At 59.4% G+C, this 15,575-nt stretch carries 15 protein-coding genes and 1 pseudogene; 11 read left to right on the top strand and 5 right to left on the bottom strand.

Annotated elements, in window-relative coordinates; translation table 11 throughout:
• The first annotated feature begins 153 nt into the window (after positions 1-153).
• Both JOE39_RS09035 and JOE39_RS09030 read left to right on the top strand, forming a co-directional pair.
• Positions 154-1,050, top strand: coding sequence for a LysR family transcriptional regulator (locus JOE39_RS09035; RefSeq protein WP_003394692.1), 897 nt, complete (start codon positions 154-156; stop codon positions 1,048-1,050).
• A gap of 42 nt (positions 1,051-1,092) precedes the next feature.
• A complete protein-coding gene (locus tag JOE39_RS09030) occupies positions 1,093-1,719 on the top strand; it encodes a glutathione S-transferase (protein ID WP_057445323.1) in 627 nt (208 codons plus the stop codon).
• Positions 1,720-1,837: 118 nt separating this feature from the next.
• On the opposite strand, the gene JOE39_RS09025 is transcribed toward JOE39_RS09030, so the two are convergent.
• Entirely contained in the window at positions 1,838-3,166 is a 1,329-nt protein-coding gene (locus tag JOE39_RS09025) for an ATP-binding protein (RefSeq protein WP_057445363.1), read from the bottom strand.
• 464 nt (positions 3,167-3,630) lie between these two features.
• Here JOE39_RS09025 and JOE39_RS09020 point away from each other — a divergent pair, with 464 nt between their 5' ends.
• Entirely contained in the window at positions 3,631-5,238 is a 1,608-nt protein-coding gene (locus JOE39_RS09020; RefSeq protein WP_003341977.1) for a M10 family metallopeptidase, read from the top strand.
• A gap of 91 nt (positions 5,239-5,329) precedes the next feature.
• Here the strand turns inward: JOE39_RS09020 and JOE39_RS09015 are convergent, their stop codons facing one another.
• Positions 5,330-5,539, bottom strand: coding sequence for a hypothetical protein (locus tag JOE39_RS09015; protein ID WP_147466148.1), 210 nt, complete (start codon positions 5,537-5,539; stop codon positions 5,330-5,332).
• Between the two features lie 10 nt (positions 5,540-5,549).
• Between JOE39_RS09015 and JOE39_RS09010 the strand changes: the two genes are divergently transcribed.
• The 7 genes from JOE39_RS09010 to JOE39_RS08980 all read left to right on the top strand — a co-directional run bounded on the left by JOE39_RS09010 (position 5,550) and on the right by JOE39_RS08980 (position 12,879).
• Entirely contained in the window at positions 5,550-6,953 is a 1,404-nt protein-coding gene (locus tag JOE39_RS09010) for an amidase family protein (RefSeq protein WP_210077454.1), read from the top strand.
• Between the two features lie 80 nt (positions 6,954-7,033).
• Positions 7,034-7,792, top strand: coding sequence for a DeoR/GlpR family DNA-binding transcription regulator (locus JOE39_RS09005; protein WP_003315397.1), 759 nt, complete (start codon positions 7,034-7,036; stop codon positions 7,790-7,792).
• A complete protein-coding gene (locus tag JOE39_RS09000) occupies positions 7,770-9,050 on the top strand; it encodes a Zn-dependent hydrolase (protein WP_003394697.1) in 1,281 nt (426 codons plus the stop codon). The genes JOE39_RS09005 and JOE39_RS09000 overlap by 23 nt, the downstream gene beginning before the upstream one ends.
• A gap of 10 nt (positions 9,051-9,060) precedes the next feature.
• On the top strand, positions 9,061-10,014 hold the full coding sequence (locus tag JOE39_RS08995) for an aminoglycoside phosphotransferase family protein (protein ID WP_057445325.1): 954 nt from the start codon (positions 9,061-9,063) through the stop codon (positions 10,012-10,014).
• Positions 10,011-10,946, top strand: a complete 936-nt coding sequence (locus tag JOE39_RS08990) for a choline/ethanolamine kinase--aminoglycoside phosphotransferase (protein ID WP_003315393.1) — start codon at positions 10,011-10,013, stop codon at positions 10,944-10,946. Before JOE39_RS08995 ends, JOE39_RS08990 begins: the two co-directional genes overlap by 4 nt.
• Before the next feature lie 146 nt (positions 10,947-11,092).
• Positions 11,093-11,353 (top strand): hypothetical protein, encoded by a 261-nt coding sequence (locus JOE39_RS08985; RefSeq protein WP_003315392.1) that lies wholly within the window; start codon positions 11,093-11,095, stop codon positions 11,351-11,353.
• Entirely contained in the window at positions 11,350-12,879 is a 1,530-nt protein-coding gene (locus JOE39_RS08980; protein ID WP_003394700.1) for a sodium:solute symporter family protein, read from the top strand. Before JOE39_RS08985 ends, JOE39_RS08980 begins: the two co-directional genes overlap by 4 nt.
• 23 nt (positions 12,880-12,902) lie before the next feature.
• Here JOE39_RS08980 and JOE39_RS08975 read toward each other — a convergent pair.
• Positions 12,903-13,064 (bottom strand): annotated as a pseudogene (locus tag JOE39_RS08975) (LysR family transcriptional regulator); the annotation flags it as partial.
• A 15-nt stretch (positions 13,065-13,079) separates the two neighbouring features.
• A complete protein-coding gene (locus JOE39_RS08970) occupies positions 13,080-13,916 on the bottom strand; it encodes a pirin family protein (protein WP_024665008.1) in 837 nt (278 codons plus the stop codon).
• A gap of 112 nt (positions 13,917-14,028) precedes the next feature.
• Here JOE39_RS08970 and JOE39_RS08965 point away from each other — a divergent pair, with 112 nt between their 5' ends.
• A complete protein-coding gene (locus tag JOE39_RS08965; RefSeq protein WP_046266021.1) occupies positions 14,029-14,940 on the top strand; it encodes a LysR family transcriptional regulator in 912 nt (303 codons plus the stop codon).
• A 30-nt stretch (positions 14,941-14,970) separates the two neighbouring features.
• Here the strand turns inward: JOE39_RS08965 and JOE39_RS08960 are convergent, their stop codons facing one another.
• Positions 14,971-15,420, bottom strand: a complete 450-nt coding sequence (locus JOE39_RS08960) for a helix-turn-helix transcriptional regulator (RefSeq protein ID WP_122219901.1) — start codon at positions 15,418-15,420, stop codon at positions 14,971-14,973.
• Positions 15,421-15,575: the final 155 nt, after the last annotated feature.

Below are 15,575 nucleotides of genomic sequence, written 5' to 3'. Positions count from 1 at the left end.
ATGTCCCTGTGAAGCGTGCCTGGGTTTTGCCGTGGTGCACGCGTTTATCCAAGAGCGATCGCCCTGCCGCGAGATTAGGGGTTGCGCCCGCAAACAAAAACAGGCTTATGTTCCGAACGTATAGGACAGGGTTGTCCTGAATAGGAGTGGGTATTGGAATCGCTCGGAAGCATCGCCGTGTTCGTTCTGGTTGCTGAAACGCGGAGTTTTACCCAGACCGGAAAACGCCTGGGCATCTCTTCGTCGGGGATCGGCAAGAGTATTGGCCGTCTGGAGGAGAGCCTCGGCGTCCGCCTTTTTCATCGCAGTACGCGCAGTATCGCCCTGACGCTGGAAGGCTCGATATTCCTGGAGCGTTGCCGCCGGATTCTGTCGGAGCTGGAAGCGGCGGAAATGGAGTTGAGCAATGCCAGAGACTTGCCCAAGGGCAGGTTGCGGATCAGTTTGCCATTGGTCAGCGGACTGGTGATGCCGGTGATCATCGACTTCATGCGTACCTATCCCGATATCGAACTGGACATCGACTTCTCGGATCGCATGGTCGATATCATCGAGGAGGGCTTCGATATCGTGTTACGCACCGGCGATCCCGGTGACTCGGGGCTGATGTCGAAGCGGATGGGCAGTTTCCAGTTGCGCATCGTCGGCGCTCCGGACTATTTTGCCCGGCACGCTATACCCCGGCATCCTGGGGACCTGAGTCAGCACGCCTGCCTGTTGCACAAGTTTCCCTCCACTGGAAGGTTTGAACACTGGCCGCTGCGTCGCGAGGCGGGCGTCGACGATCTCGAGTTACCCCAGGCCATGGTGTGTAACACCACCGAGATTCTGGTGGACGTAGCGCGGGCCGGGTTGGGAATTGCCTGTCTGCCGGACTTCATGATTTCATCGGCCATTCGCAACGGCGAGCTGATACCTGTCCTGGATGATTACACGGTGCATACCGGAACGTTCAGATTGCTCTGGCCATCCAGCAAGCATCTTTCGCTGCGCCTGCGAGTCTTCATTGATTTCATGCACGCCCATTTATTCGCTCCCCCGACAGTGTGACTGCGCGGAGCGAGCCTGCAGCACCTGGCAAGGAGCACTGCTATGTACACGCTTTTCGGCACGCAAGGTTCGGGTTCGGCTGCGATCGAGATAGCGCTTCGGCGTTGCTCGGTACCTTTTACCCTGAGCGACGCCTGTGGGTGGGAAGAGGGGCCTGGGAAGGAGGCATTGAGGCGGGTCAACCCGATGATGCAAGTCCCCACGCTGGTGCTGGCCGATGGCGCGGTGCTCACTGAAAGTGCTGCGATCCTGATTCATCTGGGCCTGGAGCACCCCGACTCCGGACTTCTGCCTGGCAAGTCCGCGCAGCGTGCTCAAGCGCTACGCGCGCTGGTTTACATTGCAGCCAATTGCTACGCCGCCATCGGGATTATTGATTACCCGCAGCGCTGGCTGGCAGGTTCCGACGATGGTCTGGAGAGGCTGCTCGAAGCGGGAGCCCGGACGCGGTTGCATGAACACTGGGAGACGTTTGCCGACCTGTTTGGTGATGCCGGGATCTGGTGTTGCGATGCGCCCGGCGCAGTGGAGATTCTGGCCTCTGTCGTGACGCAATGGAGTGGCGCGCGAGAGCACCTGCGTAATGTCCGGCCCGATTTTCATGCGCTGTTGCTACTGGTTGACGCGGAGCCAGTAGTCAACGCGGTCATACGACGCCATTGGCCTTGAAACCCCCGGCGACAGGATGAAGCAGGTTAGAAAATAAAAAAGCCGAACAGTGAATGTTCGGCCATTTTTATTTAACGGGTATCTGAAGTCACCACGCCTCGCCGGCGATGAGCCGTTGTTATTGTTCGGTTATATGGGCTGGTGCATTCGTTGCACTGATCGGGCCCAGTATTCTCAAGTAGAGATATACGGTAGTGCCACTCCCCGGTGCTGTTTCGACGCGTGCGCCTCCGCCGGCATTTACCGCAAACTCCTGCACCTGAACAAGGCCAAGCCCGGCACCCGGGTCCGAACTTCGGGTCGTGAAGAAAGGTTCGAACATTTGCTCTTTGAGCTCGGCAGCCATGCCTGGGCCGTTATCTTTCAGGCTGAGTACCAGATAATCGCCTTCCGGGAATTGCGGGTCGTCCTTGACGGACTCCAGCCGGGTCGAGATATGCACCTTGCCGGGGCCCGAAATTGCATCACGCGCATTGCTCAGCAGATTCAACAAGGTGGTATGCAATTGCGCTTCGGCGCACAACACGCCCCAGCCTCGGGCGGATAGGTCGAATGACAGCTCCAGCGTGTCGCCCGCCGAACGCAACAGAAGATCACGCGCGGCATCGATCCGTTCGCTGACATCAATGCAGATCAGTTCGGAACCGTCCTGGCGAACGCTGTTGAGCAGGCGAGTCACCAATTGGCGACCGTGATCCACTGCTCGCAGTCCGGTATCGCTGAGCGTCTCGACGTCGGCCGGGCGGCGTGAGCGCATGCGGATCAGTTGCAGGCTGGCGCTCAGTGCTTGGAGCAGGTTGTTGAAGTCATGAGCGATGCTAGCGGTGAGCATACCCAGCGACGACACCCGTTGCGACTGGCGCAGGTTGCGCTCCAGCGCCAGGCTTTGGCTCTGGGAGCTTTCGAGCCCCAGCGCCAGCTCGGCGGCGTGCTGGTCACGTTGTTCCGAGACCAGGCGGTATTGCATCAGGGCTGCGGTTTGCCGCGCCAGTGCGAGCAGCGCACGACGTTGCTGTTCGCTCAGTACACGCGGCCAGATATCGATCACGCAGACGGTGCCCATTGCATGACCGGCCTCGGTACGAATCGGCGCACCTGCATAAAAGCGGATGTAAGGAGGCCCGAGTACCAGCGGGCTTTCTCTGAAGCGAGGATCAGTGGTCGCGTCTTCAACCACCAGCACATCGGAAGGCTGCAGGATGGCGTGCGCGCAGAATGCCAGGTCGCGATGCGTCTCCTGCACGTCCAGGCCGATGCAGGCCTTGAACCACTGGCGCTCTCGGTCAACCAGCGAGACCAGCGCAATGGGCGCGTCGCACAGTGTTGTGGCGAGCAGCACAATGTCGTCGAAGTCTTGCTCGGGAGCACTGTCCAGTATCTTGAGATGCTCAAGGGACAGGACACGTTCTTCCTCGCTGGCGGGAAGTGGCGCAGGGTGGTGGGTCATGGGGCGCACCGCGATCGGATGAAATTGGGTCTTATGATGCCTATGATCCATAGAGTGCAGCAAGGTATACGCCGCATAAATCAGCTCGGCGTGCACAGGCTTGCACGATGTCCCCTTTATTCAGCCTGCTCACTCGACTCGCAGTGAAGAAATCCTGCGCAGTGGAAGGGCGTCACGGCCGTGTTTGAACACCCTCGGAACAGTCACTTCTTACTGTCGTCGCCGGTTCGAACAATCTATATAACGGCGCGTCATTAAATGACGCCTGTAATAAAAGTTAAAGTTCGCTCGACATAAGAAGTTGGCAGGTGCCGAGAGTAACGAGATGGCCCTTTTTAGCGCTGTATTTGTAACTTATTGTGTCCATATTATGCGTGCCGTGTAATAAACTGCCGTCCGGTTTTTGCCTTGGCAAAGATCGTGAGCCCATTAATAACGTCCCGTATTCTTCTGGAGCAACGCCAATGCCCGGCCCAAATGAATCAAGCCCTGCCGAACTTCTGCCCGACGGAGCTACTGACGACCGAGTCACCAGCCTGTTATGGGGGCCATTCTGGCTCGGGGACTCGTCCGGTACCCATCTGACTTACAGTTTTCATCGGGCCGACTCCGTCTACGCCACTGACTACAGTCGCTCGCAGGAGCCTGGTGATGCCTATTCGCTGACCGACGCCCAGGCGGCAGCCGCAAAAAGCGCACTGGATGCCTGGAGTGCGGTGGCAGATATCAAGTTCACCGAGGTTCAGGACACACCCGATAATGTCGGAGACATCCGTTTCGGCGGCTTCAAGGGCCTGCAAGGCACCGAGTTTGGCCAGGCTTATGCGCCGGGTACACTGGGCCGCTCCGGCGATGTCTGGATCGGGCCGAACGTCAACGCGGCCGATCCTGCCAAGGGCACGGATGATTACCTCACGTTCATGCATGAAACCGGTCATGCACTGGGCTTGAAGCATTCGTTCGAAGCCTCGCAGTACAACGACGTTCTGCTCGATGCCAAATTCGAAGATGCGCGTTACACCATCATGAGCTACACCAACAATTACAGCTTCAAGCCCACCACACCGATGTTGCTCGATGTCGCGGCCATGCAGTTTATATACGGTGCCAACACCCACTACCACACTGGCGACGACGTCTACAAATGGGCACCTGGGCAGTCGGTATTCGAGACCATCTGGGACGCTGGCGGCAAAGACACCATTGATGCCAGCAATCAGGAAGCATCGGTGAAAATCAACCTCAACGAGGGTGAGTTCAGCACCATCGGCAAGGCGTTTCTCGATTACAACGCGAACCCTGATGCACCGACATCGATGAATTCCGGTCTGGCGATCGCCTACGGGGCGCACATCGAAAACGCCATAGGTTCCGCTTTCAATGACACGCTGATCGGCAACGACCTGGATAACGTGCTCAATGGTCGCGGCGGTCTGGATACCATGATCGGCGGGCTGGGCAACGATACCTACGTCATCGATCAGGCAGGCGAACTGGACCTCGTTCAGGAAAAGGCCGATCAGGGCGTCGATACGCTGAAGATCACCTATGACAATACCTCGCCCATTGCACAGGTGATCAACCTCAATGCCGGGACGTTGGCGAACTTCGAGAATGTCCATCTCAAAGGCGAGGGCGCGTTCACCGTGCTTGGCAATGACCGCAACAACACCCTGACCGGCAATGATGCGGACAACGTTCTGTTCGGCGGCGCCGGCAATGACAAACTGGTGGGCGGTCAGGGCGCCGATATCATGACTGGCGGTAGCGGCGCTGACCGTTTCGTGTTCAACAACCTGTCGGAAATGGGCAAAGGCCACAACAGCGACGTGATCACCGACTTCAATAGCCAGCAAGGCGACAAACTGAGCTTCCTGAAGATGGATGCCAACGTGGACACCAAAGCGCTTGATGCTTTCAGCTTCATCGGCAGCGGCGAGTTCACCGGCGCTGGCCAGCTGCGTTTTGCTGATCATGTGCTGTCCGGCAACGTCAACGCTGACCTGCATGCGGACTTTGAAATCCAGCTGGTTGGCGTCACCGAGTTCCATGCTCACGATCTGGCGGTCTGATCGCTGAGCTGAAAGACCGATCACCATGACAGGACTGCGCCGCTGGCAGGCGCAGTCTTTTCTGGCCGACTTCCCCCTTTCTTTTCTGGTTTTAATCGCGCACCGCAATTGTGCGATGCGGCGTTTTGCGCGTTTTTTGGCACCGCGACGGTGCTGTTACAAAATTTAAAACCACAAATTCAATATATCCAACAAAACCCACTTGACTGATCAGAGCCTGCTGAATGTAATGCGCCGACAGTCGTTGGTGCCGTGCGTTGCGCATAAGTGTCTGAGAGGTATCTGCTTTGATTGAATCCAAGCCATCTTCCATGCCTACCGTGATCGAGGCTGCCACGCGTGTCCGCGAAGGGTATCTGACGCCTATACACTTGACCGAGTTGTGCCTTACAGCGATTGAAACCCACAATTCCACACTCAATGCATTCGGTGATGTGTATGCCGAGGCCGCGCTTGAACAGGCCGCAAGCATGACCGCCGAACTGCAGCGCGGTCAGGTACGCGGGCCGCTGCACGGCATACCTTTTGGCATCAAGGATCTCTTTTCCACTGCAGGACTACGCACCACGCGGGGGTCGTTGACTGCGCTGGAGTCGGTGCCGGTACAGGATGCACCCATCATCCGTCGCCTCAAAAACGCTGGCGCGATCATTCTCGGCAAGACCGCGACCACCGAGTTCGGCTGGACGGGCGCCAGTACGTCGCGGGTGTTCGGCAACGGGCGCAACCCGTGGGCCCCGAGCCTCACCAGCGGCGGCTCCAGCTCCGGTTCGGCCATTGCCGTGGCGGCGCGCATGGTTCCTGCGGCCCTGGGCTCGGACGGCGGCGGCTCGGTACGCATACCGGGCTCGTTCTGTGGCGCATTTGCCCTCAAGGGCACATTGGGGCGTATTCCCACCTGGCCCTGGTCGGCCACCGAAATGCTCAGTCATGCCGGGCCGATCACCCGAAGCGTGCGCGACAGCGCGTTGTTGTTCGACATTCTGTCGGGCCCCGATCCACTCGATCATCAGGCGCTGCCAGCCCCCGACGAGTCCTTTCTGGCCCGTTGCGACCAGCCGCTGCAACCCTTGCGCATCGGCTTCTGCCCAACGCTGTTCGACACCCCGGTCGATGCGCAAGTCGCCGCAGCGGTTGACGCCGCCGTGGGTAATATCGCCAGGTCGCTGCCCGTTACGGTCAGCACGCTCAAGCCGGATTGGCAGGACCCGCTGGCAACCTTCGAAACCCTGTGGGTCGCCGGGCGCGGTATTGCCTATGGCAAGGCGCTTGCGCAGAAGCTGGACCAGCTCGATCCGGGCTTTGCCGATCTGATCAGGCGCTCTGCCCAGTACAGCCTGAGTGATTATCTGCAGGCCCTGCAACAGCGTGCGGCGTTCGCCAATCAGGTGCACGCATTGTTTGACGATTACGATCTGCTGCTCATGCCCACCCTGCCGATTCTGCCGTTTGCCGCAGACGATGTAGCCCCTGTTGGCTATGCCGGGCAGGACGGCGCTGTGCCGTGGGCGCGCTGGACGCCGTTCACTTACCCTTTCAATATCACTGGCAACCCGGCCGCCAATTTGCCTTGTGGGCGGAGCGAAGCAGGACTGCCGATCGGTTTGCAGGTCGTCGGCCCACGCTTTGCCGATGCCCAGGTGCTGCAGTTCTGTGCCGCGGTAGAGGCCATTGCGCCCTGGGATCAGCACCTGCCACCGGTTTCGGGGCAATAGACATGTCGCTCTCGCACACGGATCAGCGGCCCAAGGGGCCGGACACTGGAGTCATCACTTTGCAACGGAATGTTACCCCTATGCTCAATCAGCCGCGCCTGGACGAAATCATGCGCCTGCTCGTTCAACAGCAGCGGGTCAAGGCGTCGGACCTTGCACAATTGCTGTTCGTCTCCGAAGAGACCATCCGCCGCGACTTCAAGCATCTGGAAGAAGAGGGCAGGTTAAGGCGCATTCACGGCGGCGCGATTCTGCCCAGGTCCAGCGAAGAATTGCCGTTGCAGGAGCGCAGCAGACTCAAGCCTCGCGCCAAGGCAGGCATCGCCGTACGTGCTGCGCAGCTGGTCAGCGAAGGCATGGCCATCTTCCTCGACACCGGTACCTCGACGCTGGCGCTGGCCCAGCAGCTGACCCGGTTCAGTCAGTTGAAGATCATCACCAACTCGCTGGACATCGCTCAGCTGATATCGCACCAGAGCGACAATCAGGTTCTGGTTGCGCCCGGCGATGTGCGGCGCACCGACAACGCCTTGATCGGCCCCCATACACTGGAGTTCGCCCGGCAGTTTCACTACGACATTGCCTTCATGGGCATCGGCGGCATTGATCTGGACTTCGGCCTGATGGATTACCAGGAGCCGGAAGCCATGTTGCGCAGGACGCTGGTCAGGCATTGCACGCGCAGCGTGGTGCTGGCCGACGATGGCAAGTTCGGTCATCGTACCTTTATCAATACCCTGCCATTTGCCGCGATCACGACGTTGGTTACCAATCGCGCGCTATCCGACGAGTTTGCGACACGCCTGGAGAAAGATCATGTCGACACCCTCTATTCCTGAGCTGATCGAGCCGAGCGCAACTGATCTGGCAGCGTTCGAAGCAGTGTTTCGGCAAAGCTCGGCCATCGGTGCGACTCCGGCCGGAGGCCTGCATCGGCTGGCGGCCTCGGCTGAAGACGGACAGGTGCGTGACTTGTTTCGGGACTGGCTCGAAGCGCACGGCTTCGAAGTACGCATCGACGCGGTGGGCAACCTGTTCGGCCTCATGATCTTTGATCCCGACGCGCCTTATCTGCTCTGCGGTTCACACCTGGACAGCCAGCCGAGTGCCGGGCGTTTCGATGGCGTGTACGGCGTGCTTGCCGGTGCCGTGGCGGTGTCCAGCCTGGTGCGGCAATTGCTTGAGCGTGGCGAAGTCCCGCGCTGCAATCTGGCAGTGGTCAATTGGACCAACGAAGAGGGCGCGCGCTTTCAGCCGAGCCTGATCGGCAGTAGTGTGTTCACCGGTGCCTTGACGCTGGACGACGCCTGGGAAAGCCGCGATGGCGACGGCATCCGTCTCAAGGACGCCCTGCAGGCCATCGGTTATCTTGGCAACGATCGGGTTGATTTGAACATTGCCGGGTATGTCGAAATTCATGTCGAGCAGGGCGCAGGCCTGGAAAGCAGCCAGACCGCCATCGGCGTGGTGCGCGAGACCTGGGCTGCCCTGAAAAGGCGGGTACGTTTCGACGGCGAGCAGAATCACACGGGACCTACACCCATGGCTGCCCGTCGGGATGCGTTGCTGGCCGCCGCACATACCATCACTGCGGTGCATGACGAAGCCTTGCAGCACGGCGTGCAGATGCACAGTTCGGTAGGCCGTATCGAGGTCTACCCCAATTCGCCCAACGTGGTGCCTTCGCGCGTTTCGCTGCTGATCGAATACCGCTCCCGCGATGTCGATCTGCTGAGTGCTGCCTCGGAACGCCTGGATGCAACGCTGCGCGCGATCGTTGACAAGACCATGACATCGTTTGAAGTGGAAAGCAGCGTGTTGCGCTCACCTGCCAGGCTGCATGACGGGTTCGCTGCACTGGCGCACGGCGTAGGCGCCGAGCTGGGTTTGTCGACCACCGACAGCATGACCGTTGCCGGTCACGACGCCATCAGTCTGAACAGGCGCTATCCCGTGTGCCTGCTGTTCATCCCCAGCAGCAATGGCGTTTCTCATAACGAAGCCGAATACACCAGCGATCAGGACATGCACAACGGTTTGCGCATGCTGACCGGTCTGTTGCATCGGGCTTGTACCTCATCCGCGTCATTTGGTTGAGGAGCTGACCATGTCATATGCCGACGACTTGACCAAGCGCCTGCGCAGCGCATTGACATCTTGCGGGTTCGCGGCAGACGCCGAGATCGAGAACGTTACCCAGGGCGTGGCCTCGCCTTCGAGATTGTCGACCGAGTGGGCCGGCTTTCGGGTCAGCAGCGTGCAAGGCGGTTGCTACGCCAAGGTTCTGCATGCCGACATGGCGCCACTGATCGATTTCGATAACGTAGCCCAGGCCAGCGAATCTGCCGGCCGTAGCGCGGCGGCACCGCGCCTGCTTGGCGCAGACCAGGCCAATGGCGTGCTGGTCTTCGAGGACTTGGGTGTCGACTGGCGAGCTGCGCGGCTCGACGATCTGCTCGCACCCGGCCGGCTTCAAGCGCTGTGGGCACTCAAGCGGCAGGTGCATGCCGGACCTGTGCCTGATGTCGTGCGTTCACCGATGGCGGATATCCAGCGCCTGCGCACACTGTGCGAGCACGATAACGTTGCGCTGCCTGCCGAGCATCAATGGATCGACCGTTGCGTCGACATGGCCTGGCAGGCGCTGCAGAGCCGATCCGTGCAAGCGGCTCCGCTGCACGGCGACGGTGTGGCCAGCAACGTCATGGTGTCCAGCGAAGGTCAGTTGCGTCTGGTGGATTTTGACTACGGTGGCTGCATGGATCCGTGGTACGACGTCGCGATTACCCTCAATGAGCTTTATTCGTTCGAGCGTCAGTGGCGCGAGGGGATCAGCGCGTGGGCCGGGCAATGCCTGGAAATCGACTACGCCGTTTGCCGTCTGTATGCGTTGATCAACGACTGGTACTGGACATTGTGGGGGCTTTGGGCCGGTACCACGTCCTCGCGGCCACTGGAGTTTTCCAAGGTTGGGCAATGGACGCTGTTGCGTTGCCGACAATGCGTTCAGGACCCGCGGCTGGAAGGCTGGATGCGTCAGGTTCAGGAGGGTAGAGCATGAAAACGTTAGGGCAGTCGGTCAGTACCCAGGAGCGACAACTGGAAGCCGCCGTGCGCAGCATCGACAGCTGGCAGGGCCGCCGCGTTGGCTACGAGCCTGTCAGTGGCGGCATCTCCAACACCAACTGGCGGGTCGAGGTCGAGGGCGCCGACACGGCGTACTTCTTCAAGGTGCCAGGCGTCGGCACAGAGATGTTCATCGATCGGCACACCGCCCACGAGGCCAGTGTGAAGGCTGCGCAAACCGGTTATGGCGCACCGGTTTTCGCCTTCCTCGAAGCCTTTGGTGTCGAGGTGTTCGAGTTTATGGAGGGCTGGCGGGCGTCGTCCAACCATGACTTTCTGCAGCGCGACATACGCCACAGTGCCCTGCACGGGCTCAAGGCATTCAACGATCAACCGTTGCTGCAACAGACCAAGACTGTATTCGACATGATCGCCGAGCATCAGAGCCAGGTGGCGGAACTGAAGGGCATCAAGCCTCAGGATGACGATTGGTTGTGCCTGCAATACCAGCGCGCGAAAGCGGCGCTGCAAGCTTCCGGGATCGATCTTGCGCCGTGCATGAACGACACGCTGGCAGGCAACTTCATGCTCAACGCGGATCGCCAGATTCGTCTGGTGGATTTCGAGTATGCCTCCAACAACGACCGCCATTACGAATTGGCGCTGTGGTTTGGCGAGATGTTTTTCAGCGACGACATGGAGCTGGCGCTGATCGAGGATTACTTCGGCCAGGTCAGCGCGCAAACCGTAGCGCGGATCAAACTCAACAAAGCCTTGGCCGACATCAAATGGTCGACCTGGGCGATGGTGCAGCACGCGGTGTCGCAACTGGACTTCGACTTCTACAAATACGGCACCTGGAAGCACATGCGCGCGCGCAGCATCATCAATGATTCGCAATGGGAAACCTGGCTGCGGCAGGTCTGAGTCGATCTCGTCTCGCGCGCCTTCGAACACGTAAGACACGTATTTCAATAATAAAAAAGTAGCGGGTAACCGCGTGTTTCTTTCACTGCTTGAGTTTTATCCGATCACTTATCCATAGCCAGATCCTGAAATTCAAGGAGCACTCCATGAGTAACGTTCCGTCCCTTTCTACCCCCGGCCGCCTGAAGAATCTGGTGTTTGGCCTGTACTTCTTCGCGCTGTTGATGATGGCGCTGTTTCCGCCGTTTTACCTAAAGGTCAGCGGCAGCGCCGTGCTGGTGTTGGGCATTCCGCTGCCGATCTTCTACTGGATTCTGATCGCGGTGCTCATGGGGCTGGGCCTGTGGATGCTCTACGTGGTCGAGTCGCTGCTGGGTGAAATTCCACAAGAGGGGGACGGGCAATGATCAGTACGACTATGGTTTCGGATCTTTACATCACCTTCGGCCTGATCGGTGTATTTCTGGCGGGCATGATTGCAGTGCTGTACGCGACGAACCGCAAGAGCGAGAGCTTTTCCGATTACGCGGTGGGCGGTCGCTCTTACGGGCCGTGGTTCATCGCCATGTGCTACACCAACTCCTGGTGGCCGGGCGCAACGTTCACGGCGTTCTTCGCCTTGTCGGTCAGTGGCGCGCTGGGCTTTTACGGCATGGTTTACGCCACGCTGGGCGTGACCGCGATGTACCTGATGGCCAATCGTGCCTGGACCTGGGGCAAGCGCTTCAACCTGACCACCCAACCGGATTTGCTGGGCATGCGCTTCAACAGTCCCGTGGTCAAACGCATTGCTTCGATCATCGGCATCATCTCGGTATTCCCCTGGGTGGTGATGGGGATTCAGGCCCTCGCGACGCTTTTCCAGTTCGCCAGCTTCGGTCGTTGGGGCGTGACCACCTGCCTGTTGGTCGGCGTGGCGGTGATCCTGATTCGTCAGTACTGGACGGTGAGCATGGGCATGCGCGGCCTGATCATGACTGACATGTACCAGGGACTGATTGCCTATGTACTGTGCGCTGCGCTGTGCATCTTCCTGCTGTTCGGCGCGCAGGCCTCGTTCAGCAACCTGTCGCAGCTGCCCGCCAGCATGTTGGTAATCCCGGGCGGAGCAGGCAGTACCTATGGCCCGATGTACATGTTCAGCCTGATCTTTACCGGCGTGATCGGCTCGATGTGCTGGCCGATGAGCTTTCAGCGCATCTATACCGCCAGCGGCGTGCGCTCGGTAAAGAAGGGCACGCTGCTGACCATCCTGCTGGTCGGCGGCTTCTACGGCATTCTGATGCTCTTCGCCGCAGCAATCAGCCAGGACCCCAATGTCGCGGCTCATCCGCAACACGGCTGGTTCCTGTCGTTGTTCGATATCGGCGGGCCATGGCTGCTTGGCGTGGCAATCATGATCGTACTGGCGGCCAGTATCGGCCATGTCGACGGCTGCGTGCAGGTGTGCGGTACGCAGTTTGCCAATGACCTGGCGACCTGGAGCAAGCCACGCAGTGATCGCGAGAAGACCATTCTCGCCAAGGTCGGCATGGTGGTGTTCATTGCGGCGGCCTCATTGCTGGCCTACCTGACCTTCGACTACGCCCGCCTGCAATTGCTGGCGCAGATTTCCTATCAGGGCATCATCCAGTTGGCCGTGCCGCTGTTTTTCGGCGTCTTCAGTCGTCATGGCAACAAGCAGGGCGCGATTGCCGGCATGCTGGTGGGGATCGTGATCGCCATCGTGCTGACCACGGTCTACCCGGATGACATTCCGGCGTTGGGCTCGTTGACCAGTGGCATCGTCGGTCTGATTTTCAATGCGGGCATCTTCGTTGCCTGTGCCGTTGCCATAAAACCGAGTGCGGATGAAGTCAGACGCGTCGATGAGCTGTTCGCCATGGCCGCGCCAGCGCGTCGTGGCGTGGGTCCGGTTGTGGCGATGAGCTGATGCTGCCTGTGTGCTGATGTGGCTCAGCGCGCATTGATAAGGTCGATGAAAGCCCTCAGCGGCGAGGGCAGGTAGCGGCGCCCCGGGTAGTACCGATAAGGCCCGGTGAAGCGCTGCCACCAGGGTTTGAGTATCGGTTCCAGTGCGCCGCTGTCCCGGTGAGGGCGTAGCCAGTCTTTGAACAGGAGGCTGCTGCTCAATCAGAGCCTGCCTTCCTCGCGCAACAGTGCGCCGATGCGTTCTATCTCCAGCTCGCCCTGAATCAGCGCGGCTTTGCTGGTGTGTACCGAGTAGTAGCCTGTGACCAGGTCGTGCGGATGCTTGACTGCCGATCCCAGCACGAAGTGGGTATCACCCTTGGCGACGATGTCGATGGGGCGATCCGATTCCTCGAAAATCACCAGTTCACCCGCGCCGACCGGGCCGCCTGCGTCGAGCTGTCCGGTGTTGACTGCCAGCCAGCCCACGCTATGGCCTGCGGGTGGTGTGTAGCGCCAGTGCTCGCCATCCTTGAGCTGTACTGCCAGATAATTCATGCCTTCCGGTGCTGGCAGGCTGCTTTTTGCGCTGCCATAGCGTCCCAGCAGCACGTTTGCCGGGCCTTGTTGTGCAACCTGCGCTGCCGACAGGTACACACTTTGTGCCGGGCCATTTTCCTGCGCGGCGGGCAGTGCGACCCATAGCTGAAAGCCCCTCACAGCCGAACCGTTTACTGGCTGGGCGTCATGCCAGACGCCATTGCCGGCGCTCATCCATTCCACACCGCCGCTGAGCAGTACTCCGGATTTTCCAGTGGTGTCTTCATAGGCGAGTTCGCCTTCGATCATGTAGGTCAGCGTAGCGATACCCGAATGCGGGTGCATGCCGAAACCCGTTTTCCCCGGCTCTGACGTGAAGCAGATTCGATCGAGAAACACGAAAGGCTTCAACAATTGACCCAGATCGCCCGGGCTCACCAGTCGGGTGATCGGCCCGCGAGTTCTGCCGGTGGTGCGATGGACGATGGCGCGTGGCTGAATGCTGACGATGCTGTTCATGGCGTTCTCCTCTGGGCCTTGATGCCTGAGCGCAAATAATAAGCTTCAATGGATTGCTTGATTAGTCGGTATAGTTGGCTTGGACTGATCCATAAATACGAGGAATGCGGGCGTGGCGTTCGATCTCAACGATGTTGCGCTGTTCGTGCAGGTGGTGCGCAGCGGCAGTTTTGCCCAGGCAGCAAGGCAGTTGGGCATGCCGTCCAATACGATCAGCCGCAGGGTTCAGCAACTGGAAATGCAACTGGACACGCGACTGTTGCAGCGATCGACGCGCAAGCTGGTGCTCACTCAGGCTGGAGAGGAGTTCTACGACCGATGCGTGGGCGCGGTCGACGGGGTGATGGAAGCCGCAGAGCAGCTTGCATCCGGGCGCGATGAGCCAAGTGGCCTGGTGCGTATCGCAGCGATGGCTGATTTCTTCGACTTTTTCTCGATGGACTGGGTGGCCGGTTTTCTTGCCCGTTACCCGCGTGTTCAACTGGAGTTCGTGCTCAGTGATGATCACGCCGACCTGATCGCTGACCGGCTGGACATCGCCTTTCGGGGTGGCCCTTTGCAGGACTCTGGGTACGTCGGGCGGCAATTGATCGATGAAGGCCATGACACGATGGTCGCCAGTCCTGCTTATATTGCCGCTCATGGCATGCCTGATTCCCTGCAGAGCCTGCACAGTCATTACTGTGTCAGTGCAGTGCATCGCGGCGGCGTCACGGCATGGCGGTTACTCGGTCCGGACACGAAGATGCATGAGGTACACATTGCCAGCCGGTTTAATGCCAACACCGCGCAGGCGCTGCGCAAGGCAACCCTCGCCGGGCTTGGTATCGCGTTGTTGCCTGCGACGCTGATCCGCTCGGATCTACGGGATGGCCGGCTGGTGCCGGTACTGCCCCGGTACCAGCGCATCAGCCATGGTTTGCATGTGCTTTATCCCAGCCGACAGCATCTGCCGCCAGCGGTGTCGGCATTCATTGCGTTGGTGCTGGACAAACTCAGGGACAAGGCGTTTGCGGCGCAATGAGCGGCCTTGGCGGCACGCGATACTTGCGCGTTACTTGATTCTTGACGTCATGTAGATCAGCCGCACGGTTGCGACGGTGATCGCTTCGGCGTCATTCTTGATGTTTTCCAGCTGATTGCTGTCCACATTGCCAACGCCTGCGTTCGATTCGATCAGGCGGGTGAAGTGATACAGGTTCTGGGTCGCGTCGTGCAGGTTGCCGTGCAAGCGTTCGACGACGCGGTTGAGCGGGCCACAGCTGTGGCTGTCCGACGTTATGACAGCGGGGACATTACGCGTAGCACTGAGGCCGGTGACCACATAGGCAACATCAACGCCGGCATTCGAAATGCTGGACAGATAATCCGCACGGGGAGAGCGGACGCCATTTTCGTAGTTACCCTGGGCATTGGTTTCCACGCCTCCTATCGCGCCCAGTGCACTTTGCGAAAGCTTGAGGCGCAAACGTTCCTTTTTAAGCCGCGGTCCGATCCCTGTCATCCGTTTGTCCTCGATAAACTGTGCACCGCTACAGTCAGGGTTAACAAGCGTTTCTGGCGTCGACTGATCAGACATCCCTGCAAGGGCGAGGAGTTGAGTGTTCGGTCCAATCAGGTACTAACGTACCAGACAGGTGGCCGAGTGTACGTAGGAAT

This window comes from Pseudomonas sp. PvP100, from assembly GCF_017833055.1.
GTDB classification, from domain to species: Bacteria; Pseudomonadota; Gammaproteobacteria; order Pseudomonadales; family Pseudomonadaceae; genus Aquipseudomonas; species Aquipseudomonas syringae.
This window is presented reverse-complemented; position numbering and strand designations above follow the sequence as displayed.